The 19,356-nt window shown below is 60.7% G+C and carries 17 protein-coding genes; 13 read left to right on the forward strand and 4 right to left on the reverse strand.

Features of this window, described 5'->3' with window-relative positions; translation table 11 throughout:
- Positions 1–8: 8 nt before the first annotated feature.
- The gene (locus ABTV29_RS17855) at positions 9–2,333 is read right to left on the reverse strand and encodes an FdhF/YdeP family oxidoreductase (protein WP_433765922.1); all 2,325 of its coding nucleotides are present in this window, start codon (positions 2,331–2,333) and stop codon (positions 9–11) included.
- Between the two features lie 445 nt (positions 2,334–2,778).
- Between ABTV29_RS17855 and moaA the strand changes: the two genes are divergently transcribed.
- Both moaA and ABTV29_RS17865 read left to right on the forward strand, forming a co-directional pair.
- Positions 2,779–3,777 (forward strand): GTP 3',8-cyclase MoaA, encoded by a 999-nt coding sequence (moaA, locus tag ABTV29_RS17860; protein ID WP_433765924.1) that lies wholly within the window; start codon positions 2,779–2,781, stop codon positions 3,775–3,777.
- A 4-nt stretch (positions 3,778–3,781) separates the two neighbouring features.
- Positions 3,782–4,681: a bestrophin family protein gene (locus ABTV29_RS17865; protein WP_433765926.1), complete on the forward strand. Its 900-nt coding sequence runs from the start codon at positions 3,782–3,784 to the stop codon at positions 4,679–4,681.
- A 486-nt stretch (positions 4,682–5,167) separates the two neighbouring features.
- On the opposite strand, the gene ABTV29_RS17870 is transcribed toward ABTV29_RS17865, so the two are convergent.
- Positions 5,168–6,388 (reverse strand): molybdopterin molybdotransferase MoeA, encoded by a 1,221-nt coding sequence (locus tag ABTV29_RS17870; RefSeq protein WP_433765927.1) that lies wholly within the window; start codon positions 6,386–6,388, stop codon positions 5,168–5,170.
- Positions 6,385–6,924 carry a molybdenum cofactor biosynthesis protein B gene (gene moaB / locus ABTV29_RS17875; RefSeq protein WP_110962421.1) on the reverse strand — a complete coding sequence of 180 codons (540 nt, stop codon included), beginning with the start codon at positions 6,922–6,924 and terminating at the stop codon, positions 6,385–6,387. The genes ABTV29_RS17870 and moaB overlap by 4 nt, the downstream gene beginning before the upstream one ends.
- 371 nt (positions 6,925–7,295) lie before the next feature.
- Between moaB and ABTV29_RS17880 the strand changes: the two genes are divergently transcribed.
- The 8 genes from ABTV29_RS17880 (at position 7,296) to ABTV29_RS17915 (ending at position 15,074) form a co-directional block, all read left to right on the forward strand.
- On the forward strand, positions 7,296–8,186 hold the full coding sequence (locus tag ABTV29_RS17880; RefSeq protein ID WP_433765928.1) for a LysR family transcriptional regulator: 891 nt from the start codon (positions 7,296–7,298) through the stop codon (positions 8,184–8,186).
- A 140-nt stretch (positions 8,187–8,326) separates the two neighbouring features.
- Positions 8,327–9,154, forward strand: coding sequence for a formate dehydrogenase accessory sulfurtransferase FdhD (gene fdhD / locus ABTV29_RS17885; RefSeq protein WP_433765929.1), 828 nt, complete (start codon positions 8,327–8,329; stop codon positions 9,152–9,154).
- A gap of 109 nt (positions 9,155–9,263) precedes the next feature.
- Positions 9,264–9,704, forward strand: a complete 441-nt coding sequence (gene moaC / locus ABTV29_RS17890; protein ID WP_433771923.1) for a cyclic pyranopterin monophosphate synthase MoaC — start codon at positions 9,264–9,266, stop codon at positions 9,702–9,704.
- A complete protein-coding gene (moaD, locus tag ABTV29_RS17895) occupies positions 9,701–9,952 on the forward strand; it encodes a molybdopterin converting factor subunit 1 (RefSeq protein WP_433765930.1) in 252 nt (83 codons plus the stop codon). Before moaC ends, moaD begins: the two co-directional genes overlap by 4 nt.
- A gap of 3 nt (positions 9,953–9,955) precedes the next feature.
- Complete coding sequence (gene moaE / locus ABTV29_RS17900; RefSeq protein ID WP_433765931.1) at positions 9,956–10,459, forward strand: molybdopterin synthase catalytic subunit MoaE; 504 nt, start codon at positions 9,956–9,958, stop codon at positions 10,457–10,459.
- Between the two features lie 44 nt (positions 10,460–10,503).
- Positions 10,504–11,862, forward strand: a complete 1,359-nt coding sequence (chrA, locus tag ABTV29_RS17905; protein ID WP_433765933.1) for a chromate efflux transporter — start codon at positions 10,504–10,506, stop codon at positions 11,860–11,862.
- 401 nt (positions 11,863–12,263) lie between these two features.
- Positions 12,264–13,628, forward strand: coding sequence for a glutamine synthetase family protein (locus ABTV29_RS17910; RefSeq protein ID WP_433765935.1), 1,365 nt, complete (start codon positions 12,264–12,266; stop codon positions 13,626–13,628).
- A gap of 159 nt (positions 13,629–13,787) precedes the next feature.
- Positions 13,788–15,074 (forward strand): NAD(P)/FAD-dependent oxidoreductase, encoded by a 1,287-nt coding sequence (locus tag ABTV29_RS17915; RefSeq protein ID WP_433765936.1) that lies wholly within the window; start codon positions 13,788–13,790, stop codon positions 15,072–15,074.
- 129 nt (positions 15,075–15,203) lie between these two features.
- On the opposite strand, the gene ABTV29_RS17920 is transcribed toward ABTV29_RS17915, so the two are convergent.
- Positions 15,204–16,181, reverse strand: coding sequence for an NAD-dependent epimerase/dehydratase family protein (locus ABTV29_RS17920; protein ID WP_433765937.1), 978 nt, complete (start codon positions 16,179–16,181; stop codon positions 15,204–15,206).
- An 811-nt stretch (positions 16,182–16,992) separates the two neighbouring features.
- Between ABTV29_RS17920 and rfaH the strand changes: the two genes are divergently transcribed.
- From rfaH to ABTV29_RS17935, 3 genes are all read left to right on the forward strand, one after another.
- The gene (rfaH, locus tag ABTV29_RS17925) at positions 16,993–17,535 is read left to right on the forward strand and encodes a transcription/translation regulatory transformer protein RfaH (RefSeq protein ID WP_433765939.1); all 543 of its coding nucleotides are present in this window, start codon (positions 16,993–16,995) and stop codon (positions 17,533–17,535) included.
- A 150-nt stretch (positions 17,536–17,685) separates the two neighbouring features.
- Positions 17,686–18,810, forward strand: coding sequence for an outer membrane beta-barrel protein (locus ABTV29_RS17930; RefSeq protein ID WP_433765941.1), 1,125 nt, complete (start codon positions 17,686–17,688; stop codon positions 18,808–18,810).
- Between the two features lie 11 nt (positions 18,811–18,821).
- Positions 18,822–19,355 (forward strand): polysaccharide biosynthesis/export family protein, encoded by a 534-nt coding sequence (locus ABTV29_RS17935; protein ID WP_433765943.1) that lies wholly within the window; start codon positions 18,822–18,824, stop codon positions 19,353–19,355.
- Position 19,356 lies beyond the last annotated feature (1 nt).

The raw sequence follows: 19,356 nt of genomic DNA on the forward strand, positions 1-19,356 counted from the left end.
GATCGGCACTAAGCCGCTGAGGTCGAAATCAGGCCGCTGGCCTTCGCCTGTTCGAGCCGGATGGCGACGAATTTGGAGGTCGGGGTGTAGGTGCGGTCACCGTAACTTTCCAGCGGCACCAGCGGGTTGGTCTCCGGGTAATACGCGGCGGCCTGGCCTGCGGGAATGTCGTAGGCGATCAGGGTAAAACCGCTGACCCGACGTTCACGATCGTCGTCCCACAGCGCCACCAGGTCGACCTTCTGCCCCGGTTCAAAGCCCAGCCGGCGGATGTCCGCCTCGTTGGCGAACACCACATCGCGCATGCCGTAGACCCCGCGATAACGGTCGTCCAGGCCGTACAACGTGGTGTTGTACTGATCGTGGGAACGCATGGTCTGCAGGATCAGGTGCGGCTTGACCGCCAGGTTGCGCACGCCTTCGCTGATCAGGTGCTCGGGCAATACGCTGGCGGCGAATTGCGCCTTGCCGCTCGCGGTTTTCCAGACACGGTCCGCGGCGCTGTTGCCCAGATGGAAACCACCGGGGTGCAGCAGCTTCTGGTTGAAGTTTTCGAAGCCGGGAATGGTGTCGGCAATCAGGTTACGGATTCGCCCGTAGTCGCCGATCGCCCAGTTCCAGTCAATCGGCCGATTGCCCAGGGTCGCGGCGGCGATGCCGGCAATGATCGCCGGTTCCGAACGCAGGTGTTTGGACTTGGGTTTCAGCTGGCCGTGGGAAATGTGGATCATGCTGAAGGTGTCTTCCACGGTGACGCCCTGCGGGCCTTCGGCCTGGATGTCGATGTCGGTGCGGCCCAGGCACGGCAGGATCAGCGCTTCGCGCCCGGTCACCAGATGGCTGCGGTTGAGCTTGGTAGAAATGTGCACGGTCAGCTCGCAGTTGCGCATCGCGGCGTGGGTGCGCGGGGTGTCGGGCGTCGCCTGGGCGAAGTTGCCGCCCAGGCCGATGAACACCTTGGAACGCCCCTGCTCCATGGCCGAAATCGCCATCACCGTGTTGTGGCCATGCTCGCGCGGCGGCTTGAAGGAGAAGCGTTTTTCCAGGGCATCGAGCAACTCGGTGGGTGCCAGTTCGTTGATCCCCATGGTGCGGTCGCCCTGCACGTTGCTGTGGCCGCGCACCGGCGACAGGCCGGCACCGGGACGGCCGACATTGCCGCGCAGCAACATCAGGTTGATCACTTCCAGCAGCGTCGGCACCGAGTGCGTGTGCTGGGTCAAGCCCATCGCCCAGCACATGATCACGCGCTTGGAGCGGGCGTACATGCGCGCAGCCAGTTCGATATCGGCCAGGGTCATGCCCGACTGTTGCTCGATATGCGCCCAGGTCGTGGCGTCGACTTCAGCCAGGTAAGCGTCCATACCCGTCGTGTGTTCGCGAATGAACTCATGGTCGAACACTGGCTCGCCGCCGGTGGCCTGCGCCTCACGCTCCCACTGCAGGAGGAACTTGGCCATGCCGCGCATGACTGCCATGTCGCCGCCGAGTGCCGGGCGGAAGTAGGCGGTGTTGGTCGGCTCGGAGCCGTTCATCAGCATCTCGAGCGGATGCTGTGGGTGCTGGAAACGCTCCAGCCCACGCTCCTTGAGCGGGTTGATGCAGATCACCTGCGCCCCGCGCTTGACCGCTTCACGCAGGGGTTCGAGCATCCGTGGGTGGTTGGTGCCGGGGTTCTGGCCGATGACGAAAATCGCGTCGGCATGCTCCAGGTCATCGAACACCACCGTGCCCTTGCCCACGCCCAGGCTTTCGATCATGGCGACGGCGCTGGCCTCGTGGCACATGTTCGAGCAGTCGGGGAAGTTGTTGGTGCCGTAGGCGCGAACGAACAGCTGATAGAGAAAGGCCGCTTCGTTGCTGGCCCGGCCCGAGGTGTAGAACTCGGCCTGGTTCGGCGACTCAAGGGCATTGAGATGCCGGGCGATCAGCGAGAAGGCCTCGTCCCAGGTGGTTTCCACGTAGCGGTCGGTGGTGGCGTCATAGCGCATCGGGTGAGTCAGGCGCCCCTGATACTCCAGCCAGTAATCACTCTGTTCGGCCAGGGTCGTGACGCTGTATTTTTTGAAGAACGCCGGGTCGACCAGGCGCCCGGTCGCCTCCCAGTTCACCGCCTTTGCGCCGTTTTCGCAGAACTTGACCATGCCGTTTTCCGGCGACTCGCCCCAGGCACAACCGGGGCAGTCGAAGCCGCCGTTCTGGTTGGTCTTGAGCATCATGCGGATGTTCTTCAGGGCATTCTCACTGCCCAGCCAGTTCTTGGTGACGGCAATGAGCGCGCCCCAACCGGCGGCGGCACCTTTGTAGGGTTTATAACGGTCGACTTGAGACATGCTGCTTCTCCGTGACAAGGCACACAGGCCTGGACCCGATTCAGGTGATTGATCGGTTGACGGAGAAAAGGATATGAACGCGCTCAAAACATTGTCTAATCGCTATTAATGACCGCATTATCGAAACGCTCTATCACGACTATTTTTCTAATGTTTTCAGCATGTTATGAAACTTAAAATTAACTTTAACCGTGAAAAAAGTTTGTCATAGATCCGGTCGATCAACCGGTTATTAATAGTGATTGGACGCCCTCGCAAGTTGCACTTAGCCTGCGCTCAATTGTGGGAGTGAGCCTGCTCGCGATGGACTCAAGAGCGCCGCGTTGAACCAGTTACAACACGTGATCGTTAACGACCATCGCGAGCAAGCTCGCTCCCACAAAAGACCTGCATCAGGTTTTCTACAGAGGTTCATTCAATGCATGCGCTGCCAAGTGAGGATGTCATGTCGGAACGAGTCTTGATCGATGGGTTCGCAAGGCGCGTGGACTATCTGCGGATGTCGGTGACCGACCGTTGCGATTTCCGCTGTGTGTATTGCATGGCCGAAGACATGCAGTTTCTGCCGCGCCAACGAGTGCTGACCCTGGAAGAGATCTATGAGGTGGCGCAAAGCTTCGTCGCCCTGGGCACCCGCAAGATCCGCCTGACCGGGGGCGAGCCGCTGATTCGTCCGGGCGTGGTCGAGCTGTGCCGCAAGATCGCCGCCCTGCCCGGCCTGCGCGAACTGTGCATGACCACCAATGGTTCGCAACTGGCCAGGCTGGCCGAGCCGTTGTTCGAGGCCGGGGTCAAGCGCCTGAACATCAGCCTCGATTGCCTGGACCCGCAACGCTTTCGCGAGCTGACCCGCACCGGCGATCTGGCGCAGGTGATCAAGGGCATCGATGCCGCGAACAAGGCCGGCTTTCGCAACACCAAGCTCAACTGCGTAGTAATGAAGGGCCGCAACGATCATGAGATCAATGATCTGGTGAGCTTTGCCATCGACCGTAACCTCGACATTTCTTTCATCGAAGAAATGCCCCTGGGCGCCATCCACGAACACAGCCGCGCCGAGTCGTTTTACTCCAGCGCCCAAGTGCGCGAGCGGATTGCCGAACGCTACACCCTGATCGATTCCGCCGAATCGACCCAAGGCCCCTCGCGCTACTGGCGGCTGGCCGAGGCGCCGCACATTCGCCTGGGGTTCATTTCGCCCCACAGCCACAACTTCTGCGGCACCTGCAACCGGGTGCGGCTGACCGTCGAAGGTCGCCTGCTGTTGTGCCTGGGCAATGAACATTCCGCCGATCTCAAGGCCGTCCTGCGCAGCCATCCCGGCCAGCCCGAACGCCTGGAGAAGGCTATTATCGAGGCCATGAAGCTCAAGCCTTATCGGCATAACTTTGAAGTGAACGATGACGTGCAGGTCGTGCGCTTCATGAACATGACAGGCGGCTGAAACCATGATCGTCAGACCCAAACCCAACCTGATCGGCGTCCTGACCTCGCTCAAGGGTTCGATTGCCAAGCGCATCGCTCTGCGCAGCCTGATGGTGACGCTGCTCGCCTCGGCCATCGTCCTGGTGGAAACCCTGCACCCGAGTTACTTCTCCAAGGTCAGTGCCACGCCCTTCACCCTGCTGGGCTTGTCTTTGTCGATCTTCATGAGCTTTCGCAACAACGCCTGTTATGACCGCTGGTACGAGGCGCGCAAGGCCTGGGGCGATGTGATCGTGGCGGTGCGTTCGATGATTCGTGAAACCCAGGTCATCAAGGATGCGGGGGAACGGCGCACCCTCCTGCGCAACCTGTGCGGCTTTGCCCATGCGCTCAACGCCCGGCTGCGCAGGGAAAACGAACTGGACGCCAGTGGCGACTGGCTGCAACCGCTGCCCAAGGCCGGCACCCAGGACATCGGCGCACAGGCGCTGCTGCGGGTCGGCCAGCAGTGCTCGGTGCTCAGCGAAACCGGCGCCATCAGCGAATGGCGCTACACCTTGATGGCCAACCACCTGACCAGCCTGACCCATGCCCAGGCGGTGTGTGAGCGGATCAAGAACACGCCGCTACCGTTCCCCTACACCCTGTTGCTGCACCGGACCATCTACCTGTTCTGCATTCTTCTGCCGTTCGCCATGGCCGAACCCCTGGGCTGGCTGACACCGATCTTCACGGCGATTGTCAGCTACACCTTCTTCGGCCTGGATGCGATCGCCGACGAACTGGAAGACCCCTTCGGCCGCGACGAAAACGACCTGCCCACCGACGCCATCGTGCGCAGCATCGAACGCGATGTGCTGAGCGCCATGGGCGCAACCGAACTGCCACCGCTGCTGGAACCGGTGGACTTCGTGCTCAACTGATAATCGAAACTTCTGTTGAATGTACTGGCCTCATCGCGGGCAAGCCTTGCTCCCACAGGGGGGCTCTCTGCCAGCCACTAATCCTGTGTTCACTGGAGATAAAAACTGTAGGAACGAGCCTGCTCGCGAAGGCGGTGTATCAGTCGACATCTACGTTGAATGTACTGGCCTCATCGCGAGCAGGCTCGCTCCCACAGGGGACTCTCTGCCAGCCACTAATCCTGTGTTCACTGGATATCAAAACTGTGGGAGCGAGCCTGCTCGCGAAGGCGGCCTGTCAGTCGACATCTCTGTTGAATATTCCGACCTCATCGCGAGCAGGCTCGCTCCTACAAGGGGCTCTCTGCCAGCCACTAATCCTGTGTTCACTGGAGATCAAAACTGTAGGAGCGAGCCTGCTCGCGAAGGCGGCCGGTCAGTCGACATCTCTGTTGAATGTACTGGCCTCATCGCGAGCAGGCTCGCTCCCACAGGGATTGCGTTGTGTCAGAACAGCTCACTGAACGGGATAAAGCGCACGCTGTCGCCCTCTTCCAGCGTCCGGCCTTCAAGCACTTCCACCAGCCCATCGGCCCAGGATGCCCCCAGCAACACGCCCGAACTCTGGTTCGGATAGAGCACCGCCCGGCCGTGTTCCAGTTTGGCGCGCAGGTATTCCCGGCGACTTCCCGGCTTGGGCCAGGCGAAGCCGACTGGGATCGGGAAGCTCAGCGGCTCGACCGCTTCCACACCCTGAATCCGCAACAGATACGCCCGCGCCAGCAGGCCAAAGGTCACCAGGGCCGAGGTCGGGTTGCCCGGCAAGCCGATCACCGGCACCTCGCCGAACTGGCCTACGGTCAGGGGTTTTCCGGGTTTGATCGAGAGCTTCCACAACAAGGGCTTGCCACATTCGCGCAACACCTGGCCGAGGCAATCGGCGTCACCGGCGGACACCCCTCCAGTGGTCAGGATCAGGTCCGTCCCGTGCTGCAGTTGTTCGAGCCGCAGCCGCGTCTGCCGCGCATCGTCAGGAAGAATGCCGGCATCGATGACCTCGCAACCCAAGGCTTCCAACCAGTGGTTCAACAAGGTGCGATTGCTGTTGTAGATGGTGCCGGGCCTGAGCGACGTACCAGGTTCGAGCAGTTCATTGCCGGTGGACAGCAACGCCACGCGAGGCCGGCGCACCACCTGCACATGAGTGCAGCCCTGCGCCGCCGCGACCGCCAGTTCGAACGGTCCCAGGCGCTTGCCGGCCTGCAGCAACACATCACCGGCCCGGTTCTCCTGGCCTTGCGGACGGATGTTGCCGCCGACGCCGGGTTGCTGCATGAACCGAATGCGCCCGTCCTCCAGCACGCAGGTGTTTTCCTGCATCTGCACGGCATTGGCCCCCGCTGGCACCGGCGCGCCCGTGAAAATCCTCGCGCAGGTTCCCGCTGCCAGTGCGGCGGGCGCTTGCCCGGCAAACACCTGCTGCGACACTGGCAACGGCTCGCCGTCCCAACCCTCCACATTCAGCGCATAACCGTCCATGGCGCTGTTGGGCCATGGCGGCAAATCCACGGTCGCCACCAGATCAGTGGCCAACACCCGCTGCCGGGCGGCACTGAGCGGTACCGATTCGCTGTCCTGCAAGCGCTGCAACTCTGCCATGGCCAGCAAGCGGCTGATCGCCTCCTCCACCGGCATCAGCGACGAAACGTTCTTCCCGGCGGTATTCATCCCCGAGGCCCGCAGGCTTGTACGGATTTCAGGTGCGGGACGAAATTGCAGGGCCGATGCCGCGCGTCCAGTTGCTCGGCGAGAATGCCCTCCCACGCGGTGCGGCAGGCGCCCGTGGAACCGGGCAGGCAGCACACCAGCGTGCCATTGGCCAGCCCGGCCAGGGCCCGGCTCTGTACGGTGGAGGTGCCGATGTCGAGAATGGAAATCGCCCGGAACAGCTCACCGAAACCATCGATCTGTTTGTCCAGCAGACAAGCCACCGCTTCGGGCGTGCTGTCGCGCCCGGTGAAGCCGGTGCCGCCGGTGATCAGCACCACCTGGATGTTGTCGTCGGCAATCCAGGTCGCCACCTGCGCACGAATCTTGTACAGGTCATCCTTGAGCAGATTGCGTTCACTCAAGGTGTGGCCGGCTTCCAGCAAGCGGCTGACCAGCAACTGCCCGGACGTGTCATTGGCATATTCACGGGTATCGCTCACCGTCAGCACGGCAATATTCAAGGGTATAAACAATGCATCCGGTTTAACGCTCATGGGATTCTCCGGCAGATATCAATTAAATAACTTTCAGAGACTAAGTCCGCCGAACAAACATTGTCTAATCACTCTAACCAACCACACTATCGAGCCTGTCTATCACCAACTAACGGACATATCTCCTGTAGGAGCGAGCTTGCTCGCGATGAACGCATAGACAGCGCGTGAATTCAGAAAGAGCGCGTTATCGTTAACGACCATCGCGAGCAAGCTCGCTCCTACAGGGGTGTTCGATAGAGCGGGTCGATAACCCTTTAAATAACAGTGATTGGACGCTCGCCCACGACAATGAGATCGTCCGCAAACCTTGTGTCTTGCCCACCCGAGTCAATACTTATCTCTCCTTCCATCCCCCAACAGGTGCCGTCATGGACATCAAACAACTCAAGTTCCTGATCGCCCTGGAGCAGACCCGCCATTTCGGCCAGGCCGCCGCGCGCTGCCACATCACCCAGCCGACCCTGTCGATGCGACTGCGCAACCTGGAGGATGAACTGGACCTGGAACTGGTCACCCGTGGCCAGCGTTTCGAGGGGTTCACACAAGCCGGGGAACGGGTGCTGGCCTGGGCCAAGACCCTGCTGGCGGCCCATGACGGGCTGTTCGCCGAAGCCGCGGCGTGCCGTGGCCAACTGGTGGGTCACCTGCGCCTGGGCCTGGTGCCGCTGAGCAGCTTCAACCCGGTCAGCTACATCAAGGGCCTGTCCCACAGTTTTCCCGAGCTCAAGTTTAGCCTGTCGTCCCTGAGCTCCGACCAGATCATCGAGAGCCTGGGCAACAATCAACTGGACCTGGGCGTGTGCTACCTGGACCACGTCAACCCCAATTACTTCGAGTTCTTCGAGATCGGCGAGACCCGCGTCGGCCTGCTCTACGACACCCGTCACTTCCATTTCGACGGCACGCAAATGAGCTGGGAGGACGCCGCCGAACTGCCGCTGGGCATGCTCAGCAACGGCATGCACTACCGCAAATCCATCGACCTGAGCTTCCGCAGCCGTGGGCTGAACCCGCAGCCGATCATGGAAAGCGACTCGACCTACCAGTTGCTCCAGGCCATTCACGAAGGCTTTTGCTGCGCGGTCATGCCACTGGACAGCGGCCTGGAAGAACCCATCGAACATCTGGCGTTCATCGACCTGCCGGATGCCAGTGTGCTCGCGCCTCTGGGCCTGGTGATGCGCAAGACAGAACCGCGCTCGGCGATTGCCGAAAAGTGCTTCGCCGAAGCCAAACTGTTATTCCCGCCAAAACACTGATTATTGATTAAACAAATATAAACAGGACAACTTCGAACCCGGCGATAGACATCACCAATCGGCACATCGGAACAAGCGATTGGACGCACTAACAAGTTACCCGTAGCCTGAACTCAATTCAGCGCTTCGAGGTTCTTTTAATGGCCGGCCAAATTAAACAACCTATTGATCGAAGTGACACCAACGCCCCGGCGCCAAAACCGCTGAACGTCAACTTTCGCGAATACGACACTGGCGCGGCCACCGCTCAGGCGGCGCTGGCGGCAGAGATTGCCCTGGCGATCACTTACAACGGCTTGAGCCAGGCGGTGATGATGGTGTCGCCCGGCAACCTCGAAGATTTCATCCGCGGCTTCAGTGTCAGCAACGACATCGTCCAGGACCAGAGCGAAATCTACGACCTGCGCCTGACTCATTTCGATCAAGCCGTGCAGGCCGATGTGCAGATTTCCAATCGCGCATTCTGGGCCCTGAAAAATCATCGTCGGCAAATGGCCGGCACCAGCGGCTGCGGGCTGTGCGGCGTCGAAGCGCTGGAGCAGGCCCTGCCAAAACTGCAAGTGCTCGAACCGGTCGACCTGCCCCCGGCGCACCATTTCATCGGCATCCGCGAGCGCATCGAACAGGCCCAGCAAATGGCCCGCAGCAGCGGTGCACTGCACGCGGCGCTGTACTTCGACGCCGACGGCAATGCGCTGATCTGCCGCGAAGACATCGGCCGCCACAACGCACTGGACAAGCTGATCGGTGCCATGCAGCACGCCGGCATCGACACTCGCCTGGGGTTCACCGTGGTCACCAGCCGTTGCAGCCTGGAACTGATTCACAAGGCAGTCAGGGCCAGGCTTGGCACGCTGGTCAGCCTGTCCGCCCCCACCGCCCTGACGGTGCAATGGGCGATCCGACATCGCCTGAACCTGATCCACGTGCCCCATCGCAACGCACCCCGAATTTACAGCCCGGCATGATGCCTTCACACGATTACCGCGCTGACAGGCGCAGGAGTAACCCGTGACAATCCCTTCGGATACATCACCCACTGGTTTGACCCACCTCGACAGCCAGGGCCACGCCAACATGGTCGATGTCAGCGACAAGCAATCGACCCAACGCGAGGCTCAAGCCCAGGCCTGGGTGCGCATGCGCCCGCAAACCCTGACACTGATCCAGAGCGACGGCCACCCTAAGGGCGATGTGTTCGCCGTGGCGCGCATCGCCGGAATCATGGCCGCGAAGAAGACCAGCGAGCTGATCCCGCTGTGCCACACCCTGCTGCTCAGTTCGATCCGCGTCGAACTCAAGGCCTGCCCGCCGGACAGCGTGAAAATCGTCGCCACCTGTCGAGTCGAGGGCCAGACCGGTGTCGAGCTGGAAGCCTTGACCGCCGCCAGCGTGGCCGCCCTGACCCTGTACGACATGTGCAAGGCGGTGGACCGCGGCATGGTCATCTACGATGTCCGCCTGCTCAGCAAACAAGGTGGCCGCTCGGGCCACTTCACCTTCGAGGACGCCCAATGATCCTGATCAATTACTTCGCCCGCTATCGCGAGCAGCTCAACCTGGGCGGTGAACGCCTGCCTCTGGACGCCAGCCTCAAGACCATCGAGGACGTGCGCCAGTTGCTGATGGCCCGAAGTGAAAAATGGACCGAGGTGCTGGGCGAGAACAACCTGATGTGCGCCCTGAACCAGGAGCTGTGCCACACCGACCGGGCGATCGAGGATTTCGACGAGATCGCCTTTTTCCCACCGGTCACCGGGGGTTGAGGCATGACGGTTCGCGTGCAATACAAAGCGTTCGATGCCGGGCAGTTGATCGACAGCCTGCGGGCCTACGATCCTGCGGTGGGTGCCGTAGTCAGTTTTGTCGGCTACGTGCGGGACATTAATCAGGGCGAGTTCGTGAGCAGTCTGTTTCTGGAGCACTACCCCGGCATGACCGAGCGCTCGCTGGAAAAAATCATCGACAACGCCAGGGCCCGGTGGCCGCTGAACAAGGTCGAGATCGTGCATCGAATCGGCCAGTTGTCAGTCAGCGATCCGATCGTGTTCGTGGGTGTGAGCAGCCAGCATCGCCAGGCGGCGTTCGACGCCTGTGCGTTCATCATGGATTTCCTCAAGACCGACGCGCCGTTCTGGAAACGCGAGGATGGCGCGGGCGGCTCGCGCTGGGTCGATGCCCGTGACAGCGACCGGACCGCCGTCGAGCGCTGGCAGGTGGCCGATCAACAAGCGGCTGACAAACAAGCGGCTGGGCAACCGCCGCAAGCCTAGCTACAGTCACTGGCTCAAAGCGCCTGAACACAAGGAACCTTCGCTTGAGCCTCACACCTGCCCCGGAAAGGGAAAACCAACCCCTAAAGCCCGAACCCGTCAGCCTGCGCGAAGCCCTGCGCTTCTGGCTCAAGCTCGGTTTCATCAGTTTCGGCGGGCCGGCAGGCCAGATCTCGATCATGCATCAGGAGCTGGTCGAGCGCCGGCGCTGGATTTCCGAACGGCGCTTTCTCCACGCCCTCAACTACTGCATGTTGCTGCCCGGCCCCGAGGCCCAGCAACTGGCGACCTACATCGGCTGGCTGATGCACCGCACCTGGGGCGGCGTGATTGCCGGTGCGCTGTTTGTGCTGCCGTCGCTGTTCATCCTGATCGCTTTGTCCTGGGTGTACATCGCCTTCGGTGAAGTGCCGGCGGTGGCCGGGCTGTTCTACGGGATCAAGCCGGCGGTGACGGCCATCGTGGTGCAGGCCGCTCACCGCATCGGCTCCCGCGCCCTGAAGAATGGCTGGCTATGGGGGATCGCCGCAGCGGCGTTCGTGGCGATCTTCGTACTCAACGTGCCCTTCCCGCTGATCGTGCTGTGCGCGGCGCTGATCGGTTATTTCGGCGGGCGGCTGGCACCGGAAAAATTCCGCACCGGCGGGCACAGTGCCGCGAACAAAAGTTTCGGCCCGGCCCTGATCGACGACGACACACCCACCCCGGCCCATGCCCGTTTCCATGGCTGGAACCTGTTGCGTCTGGCCATTATCGGCGCACTGCTGTGGGCGCTGCCCATGGCCCTGCTCACTGCGCTGTTCGGCTGGCAAGGCACGCTGACCCAGATGGGCTGGTTCTTCACCAAGGCGGCCTTGCTGACCTTCGGCGGTGCCTACGCCGTGTTGCCGTACGTGTACCAGGGCGCGGTCGGGCACTACGGCTGGCTGACGCCGACGCAGATGATCGATGGCCTGGCGCTCGGCGAAACCACCCCCGGTCCGCTGATCATGGTCGTGGCCTTCGTCGGTTTCATCGGTGGTTATGTGCATCAGGTGTTCGGCGCGGACCAGGCATTCGTCGCCGGCGCCGTGGCCGCGTCACTGGTGACCTGGTTCACCTTCCTGCCTTCGTTTCTGTTCATCCTGGCCGGCGGGCCGCTGGTGGAATCGACGCACAACGAACTCAAATTCACCGCGCCGCTGACCGCGATCACGGCGGCGGTGGTCGGCGTGATTCTCAATCTGGCGTGCTTCTTCGCCTACCACGTTCTCTGGCCCCAGGGCTTCAGTGGCCAGCTGGACTGGCCTTCCCTGCTGATCGCCATCGCCGCTGCCGTGGCGCTGCTGCGGTTCAAGCGTGGCGTGATCGAAGTGTTGATCGGCTGTGGCCTGATCGGGCTGGGGCTGAAGCTTGTCGCCTGACCCGTTCGACGAAACAAACATTTACAGGCGTGGATTTCACCCCTAGTATCCAGACACCCCCGGATGGCCGGTCCACGGCCACCGACGTTTTCCGCCTGGAAACATGAGTCATGCGCAACGCACCGTCAGAGCATCACGTCTCGCTTCACGCCGCCTCGTTGCTGGCTGAGGACGGCATTGCCTCATGAACCGCATCGTCAACCTGCCCATGGCCTTGAGCCGCTCAAAACTGCGTCACTCCGCACGCCCGCCGGATAGCTCCCTGCTCGCCTGAGTCCGTTTGCAACGGCTCGAGCCCCTGCCTTTTCGCTATCGCTGTCAGCACGCACCGGACTTGTCTCCGTCGTCGTGTCCTGGCCTGAATCCGTGCGCCCGCGGGGCGCCAACGTGAGTGACGAACAATGAAATTCGCAGCCCTTGAAGATGCGCAAAACTTTCTCGCCAACAACCCGGACATCGAGATGTTCGAGCTGTTCATTCTCGATGCCAACGGCGTGCCGCGCGGCAAACTGCTGCACCGCGAAGAACTGCTGGCGGTGTATGAAAGCGGACGGCCGCTGCCCAGTACCATCCTCGGCCTGACCTTGCAGGGCGATGATGTCGAGAACTCCGGGCTGGTCTGGGATGTGGGCGATATCGACTGCCGCGCCTACCCTCTGGAGGGCAGCCTGGTGCGCTTGCCGTGGCGGCAGATTCCGACCGCCGCCGTGCAGGTCAGCATGCACCCCGAGCAAGGCTTGCCGGCGAGCATCGCCGATCCGCGTCACCTGCTGATCAAGGTCATCGAGGGGCTCAAGGCCGAGGGTTATTACCCGGTGATGGCCTGCGAACTGGAGTTCTACCTGCTCGATGCCAAGCGCGATCAGAACGGTCGTCCGCAACCGGCGCTGGATGCCGACGGTGGCCGACCGAGGCATACGCAGGTCTATGGCCTGCGTGAACTGGAGCAGATCGAACCGTTCCTCGCCGACCTCTATGCAGCGTGCAAACTCCACGATATTCCGGCGCGCACGGCGATTTCCGAATACGCCCCGGGGCAAGTGGAAATCACCCTGGAACACGGCGATGCGTTGCAGGCGATGGACCAGGCGGTGCGCTACAAACGCCTGGTGAAAGCTGTCGCTCACAAGCACGGTATGCAGGCCACGTTCATGGCCAAACCCTTCGACCATCTGGCGGGCACCGGCATGCACATGCACGTCAGCATCGCCGATGCCGAGGGCCGCAACCTGTTCGCCTCCGAGGACCCGGCGGGCACCCCGCTCTTGCGCACGGCCATCGGCGGCATGCTCGCGTCGCTGCTCGATTCGCTGCTGCTGTTCTGCCCCAACGCCAACTCCTACCGGCGTTTCCAGGCCAACAGCTATGCACCGCTGGCACCGACCTGGGGCGTCGACAACCGCACCGTCAGCCTGCGCGTACCGGGTGGTCCGGCCAACACCCGGCACATCGAACACCGCATCTGCGGCGCCGACGCCAACCCCTATCTGGCGGCTGCGGCGATCCTGGCGGGCATTCATCGCGGCATCCGCGAGGACCTCGATCCGGGTGAACCGGTGCAGGGCAACGGCTACGCGCAGGCCAAGCAATTGCTGCCGACCGATTGGCTGACCTCGCTGACGGCGCTGGAGAATTCGGTGTGGGCGCGGGATGCGTTGGGGCAGGAGTTTCTGGGGGTGTATCTGGCGGTCAAGCGTGCGGAGTATCGGCAGTTCATGGCTGAGGTGGGTGAGCAGGATTGGCGGTGGTATCTGACTGAGGCGTGAGCCCGTTGGATGCACGCAATCCCCCTGTGGGAGCGAGCCTGCTCGCGATGAGGTCATGCCAGCCAACATTTTTGCTGCATGACACACCGCTATCGCGAGCAGGCTCGCTCCCACAAGGTCCCCACTGCCTTCACTAGCGCTTTTTGCCCGGACACCCAAATGACTCAACAACGCACCAACTCCTACTACACCGCCACCCTCAATCAGGAAACCGACTACCCGACCCTGCAAGGTCACCATCGGGTGGACGTGGTGATCATCGGCGGCGGTTTCACCGGCGTCGCCACCGCCGTCGAGCTCGCGGAAAAAGGCCTGAAAGTTGCCATCGTCGAAAGCCACAAGATCGGCTGGGGCGCCACCGGGCGCAACGGTGGGCAGGTCACCGGCAGCCTCTCCGGCGATGAAGCGATGCGCAAGCAGATGCGCCGCACACTCGGCGATGAAGTGGACGATTTCATCTGGCACCTGCGCTGGCGCGGGCACCAGATCATCAAGCAGCGGGTGGAAAAATACGGCATTGCCTGCGACCTCAAGCACGGGCATCTGCACGCCGCCTACAAGCCGAGCCACATGGACGGCTTGCGCAAGGATTACGAGGAAGCGGTACGCCGTGGCATGGGCGATGAAGTCAGCCTGCTCGACCGCAGCGAAGTGCGCGACCTGCTGCAAAGCGACCTCTACCACGGCGCGATCAAGAACATGCGCAACATGCACCTGCACCCGCTGAACCTGTGCATCGGCGAAGCGCGAGCGGCGGAGAGTCTCGGTGCTTTGATCTTTGAAAATAGCGAAGTGCTGGAGATCATCCATGGCAACACGCCAGGAGTACGCACGGCCCATGGCCGCATCGACGCCAACCAGGTGCTGCTGGCTGGCGACGTCTACCACAAGCTAGAACCCGGCCAGCTCAAGGGCAAGATCTTCCCGGCCATGGGTGGCATCGTCACCACTGCGCCACTGGGGGATCTGGCGAGGGAGATCAACCCCGAGGACCTGGCGGTGTACGACTGCCGTTTCGTACTCGATTACTACCGCCTGACCGCCGATGGCCGCCTGCTGTTCGGCGGTGGCGCCAACTACAGCGGCAAGGATTCGCGGGACATCGCCGCCGAACTGCGCCCCTGCATCGAGCGCACGTTCCCGGCACTCAAGGGCGTGGCCATCGACTACCAGTGGAGTTGCGCGATGGGCATTGTCATCAACCGCATCCCGCAGCTGGGCAAGCTTTCGGACAATGTCTGGTACTGCCAGGGCTACTCCGGCCACGGCATCGCCACCACCCACATCATGGGCGAAATCATGGGTCGGGCGATCACCGGGCAACTGCAGCAGTTCGACACCTTCGCCGCCTGCCAGCACATCCGCGTGCCCATGGGCGACCTGCTCGGCAACCCGATGCTGGCGGCGGGCATGTGGTACTACCAGATGCTTGAAAAACTACGCTAAGGCGATCCCCTGTAGGAGCTGCCGAAGGCTGCGATCTTTTGATCTTGTTTTTAAAAATCAAAAGATCGCAGCCTCGTTGCACTCGACAGCTCCTACACGGCTCCTGCGCGGCAGATACACAGGTCTTGCTCAGACCTGATAGAAACCGCGATACCACTCCACGAACTGCCTCACCCCGGCTTCGACGCCAACCTGGGGACTGAAGTCGATCCACGCTTGCAATGCGTGGGTGTCTGCCCAGGTCTTGACCACATCCCCCGCCTGCATCGGCAGGAAATTACGCCGCGCGCGCAGGCCCAGGGCCGTCTCCAGGCACTCGACAAAATCCATCAGGGCCACGGGCTGGCCACGACCGATATTGAACAGGCGGTTGCAGCCCTCGCCGGGCACCTGCGGTACGGGCGCACGTGTACGCAGGCGGGCAATGCTTTCGACGATGTCGTCGATATAGGTGAAATCCCGGGCCATTTCGCCCTGGTTGTAGAGGTCGACCGGCAGCTCCTTGAGCAACGCGTCGGTAAATTTGAACAGTGCCATGTCAGGTCGGCCCCAGGGCCCGTAGACGGTGAAGAAGCGCAAGCCACTGGCCTTGATGCCGTACAAATGGCAGTAGCTGTGGGCCAACAGTTCATTGGCGCGCTTGGTGGCGGCATACAGGGAAACCGGCTGCTCGACCGGATCTTCGACGCAAAAAGGCATTTTGCTGTTGGCGCCATACACCGAGCTGCTCGACGCGTAGATCAGATGCCCGGGTCGATAATGCCGGCAGGCTTCGAGCACATTGAGGAACCCCACCAGATTCGATTGCCCGTAGACATCCGGGCTGTCGAGCGAATAACGCACACCGGCCTGGGCGGCCAGATGCACCACTTCACTGAAGCGCTGATCGCGAAACAGATCCATCAAGGCCGGCTTGTCGACGATGTCCATTTTCTCGAAACGAAAGCCGCGCACGGACGCAAGCTGCTCAAGCCGTGCCAGCTTGAGCGCTGGATCGTAATAGTCGTTGAGGTTGTCTATGCCGAACACGTCATGGCCGTCCTCGCACAAACGCCTGGCGGTGTGAAAGCCGATGAACCCGGCAGCGCCGGTGACCAGGACCGTCATCGGGCAGCCTCCGGTGAACTGAATCGACTTGTGATCCGGATGCCTTGCACGGTCGTCTTCATGGTCAGTTCCATCATTCAGTCGAGGGTTGAAGCCATAACTTATAGCCCTCTGTTTGCAACAGAACCAGATCCACTTATCCTGTTAGTTAGTGACATTACCTGTTAATTACATCGGTACGAATATACAGTGACGGCATATTGACGTCACTTGTGCGCTGGTATTAGCGGGGCGACTTCAAGGATCGGTAAAAGTTTAATTTAATCGATGAAAAAAATTTCATGCATCAAAACAATCGCTTGCCGGACCGCGTCAGAACTTCTGGATAAATGGCACCTTATTTGACTTTCAATGTTTGACAGGCCTTGCAGACTGGCCGATAACTATGTCCGGCCTGACAAAAACAGGCCCACATCGGAGCACTAGTCGGCGTTCGCCGATCCAAGGGAAACACTAATGTAGCTATCGAGTTAATGGCCCCAATACACGGACCGTGCGGTAGCTTTGCCCTGGACAAATACGTCAGTGACCTCTCAAGTTCATCTGGGTAGATGCCAGACGTATATCAGTCCTAAGTCTTATAACAGTCTCACCTGCAAAACGGCCGGTGTGTACTTGTCCGTCTTATTGACGATGAGCATGCCGGTCAAGACCCAGGCGTAAAGTGCTTCATTATTGATACACACTTTAGCCCAATAAAAATAATTACGCCGGGTTCACATCTCCAACATTGCCTAGCAAACCTGAAGGCGTCCGGGTACCAGAACGGTCAACGACGCTTAAACTTTCGCTAAGTACGGAGTTTGTAAGCATGCTAACTAACAGCACCGATGGCTCTAGTTGGTACCTGCTCCAGTGCAAACCGCGTCAGGATGACCGGGCACAAATCAACCTGTTGCGCCAGAACTACGACAGCTTTCGCCCGCAACTCACTACCACCCGCCTGATTCGCGGCAAACCGCAAAGGGTTTGCGAGTCGCTGTTTCCGGGCTATCTATTCGTTCGCTTGAGCCAGGATGACAACTGGGCGCCGATACGCTCCACCCGTGGCGTCAGCCGATTCGTTGAATTCAATCGCGGCCCGGCCGTTGTAGCCGATGACGTGATAGAGCAACTGCGCATGCGCTGCCTGAGCGACGACTCACCCAATACCTTAGAGCTTCAACCCGGCCAGACTTTGCAAATAACCCGGGGGCCACTGTCGCCTCTGGAGGGGGTCTTTTTGTCCAGGCTGGGCGCGGAGCGGGTGATGTTATTACTTCAATTTCTGAATAGGGACCAGTGTGTCTGTGTCCCCCTCAGGGATCTTGCGCCTCATCAAAACAATAATGAATTAGCTGCCAGAACACTCTAGCCGTGGACTTTCGAAGGTCTTAAAACTCGATCTTATATCTATATTCCAGTCTTGCACTGAACGTGACCAGGTGGCGATTGACGTACCTGCGCACCCACTCCCAGGAGCAATGATATGGCCATAAAGCCTCTTAACTCTTTCGCGCTTATTATGGCCACGCTATACCCGGGATATGCCTGGTGCCTGGACCCTCAGAACATTGATATCTATGGCTTCAACTTCACCCCGACGCTGTTTTTCTCGGAAAGTTATGACGACAACTTCCGCGAACTTGAGCACAACGTGCAGTCGTCCATGGTTACGCGCATTGCGCCCTCCTTCGAGCTCAAGGCCGAAGACCGCAACAGCGCGACCCGCTTGATCTGGCAACCGACCCGAAACATCTATCACGATGAACCGGACGCCTCCAATACCGCGCAGCGTGTGCAACTGGCGAGCATCATGGAGTTCACCGACCGGCATCGCCTGAAACTCGAAGGGGAATGGCGCAAGTATGAGCGAACCACCGACACGGCGATCCCTGGCGAGAATGACAAGATCCAGAACAGCCAGGTCAACGGTCTCTACACCTTCGGCGCCAGAAGTGCCGCCAACCAGCTTGAATTCGGTGCCAATTACGCAGAGCTTCGCTACGACAACTCCGATGGCGTCAATGACGACAAGGAACGCAACACCACCGCACTGACCACCACCTGGTACCACCGCATCGGCAGCAACACCCGGGGCCTGGTGGAGTACGACCACAAGATCTTCGACTACCTGCAAGCCAACAGCCCCCGCAGCAGCAAATCCGATGCCCTGCTCGCCGGCGCCGAATGGGATATCACCGCACGCACCACCGGCAAGGTGCGGGTGGGTTATGAACGCAAGAATTTCGATGAAAGCCAGTCCAAGGATCTGAACAACCCGACCTGGCAGGTGGACCTGCAATGGAAGCCACGCACCTACTCGACCTTCACCTTTCTGGCGCGCCAGGCCCTGGCCGAAGGTGACGATGGTTCCGATGCCGTCAAAACCACCTTTACCCAGGTCGGCTGGCGGCATGGCTGGACGGAGCGCATCACCTCCGTGGCGCAGATCGGCGCAGGACGCAACGTCTACGAGGGACAGAATCGCACTGACGATCTGCGCGAGTACCACCTGGGAGTGATCTACGCGATGCGCCGCTGGATGGACATCGAAGTGGGTTATCGCTACCGCGACAACAACTCCGATGCCGATAACGAAAGCTACGAACGCAACGTGTTCCAGGTCAGCTTCGACATCAGTCTCTGAGGAGATTTTCCATGAATACGCGTATCCCTGGCCTCTTACTCATGCTGTGCCTGTCCCCTCTTACCCACGCCGGCGATCCGGGTACCCAGTACAAACTGGCGGCCGGCGACGTTCTGCGCATCACGGTGTTCGGCGAACCGGAGCTGAGCCTGAAACGGATCCGCCTCAACGACGCGGGGACCTTTTCCTACCCCTTTCTCGGGGAAATTTCCGCCAAGGGCCTGACCCCCAACCAGGTTGAAAAGATCATCGTCGACGGGCTCAAGCAGGGTTACCTGGTCGACCCCAAAGTCAGTCTGAGCCAGATCGAATACCGCTCCTTCTATATCAATGGCGAAGTGCAGAAGCCCGGCAGCTATCCCTTCGTCCCGGGGCTGACCCTGGACAAGGCCATCGCCCTGGGCGGCGGCCTGACCGAACGCGCCTCGATCAAGCGCGTGACGATCGTGCGCGGCGACGGCGGCCAGACACTGACCGACAACATCACACGCAACACCGTGATCTCTCCCGGTGACACCATTTCCATTGCACAAGGCTTTTTCTAAT

It is taken from the genome of Pseudomonas putida, from assembly GCF_050989985.1.
GTDB classification, from domain to species: Bacteria; Pseudomonadota; Gammaproteobacteria; order Pseudomonadales; family Pseudomonadaceae; genus Aquipseudomonas; species Aquipseudomonas putida_AI.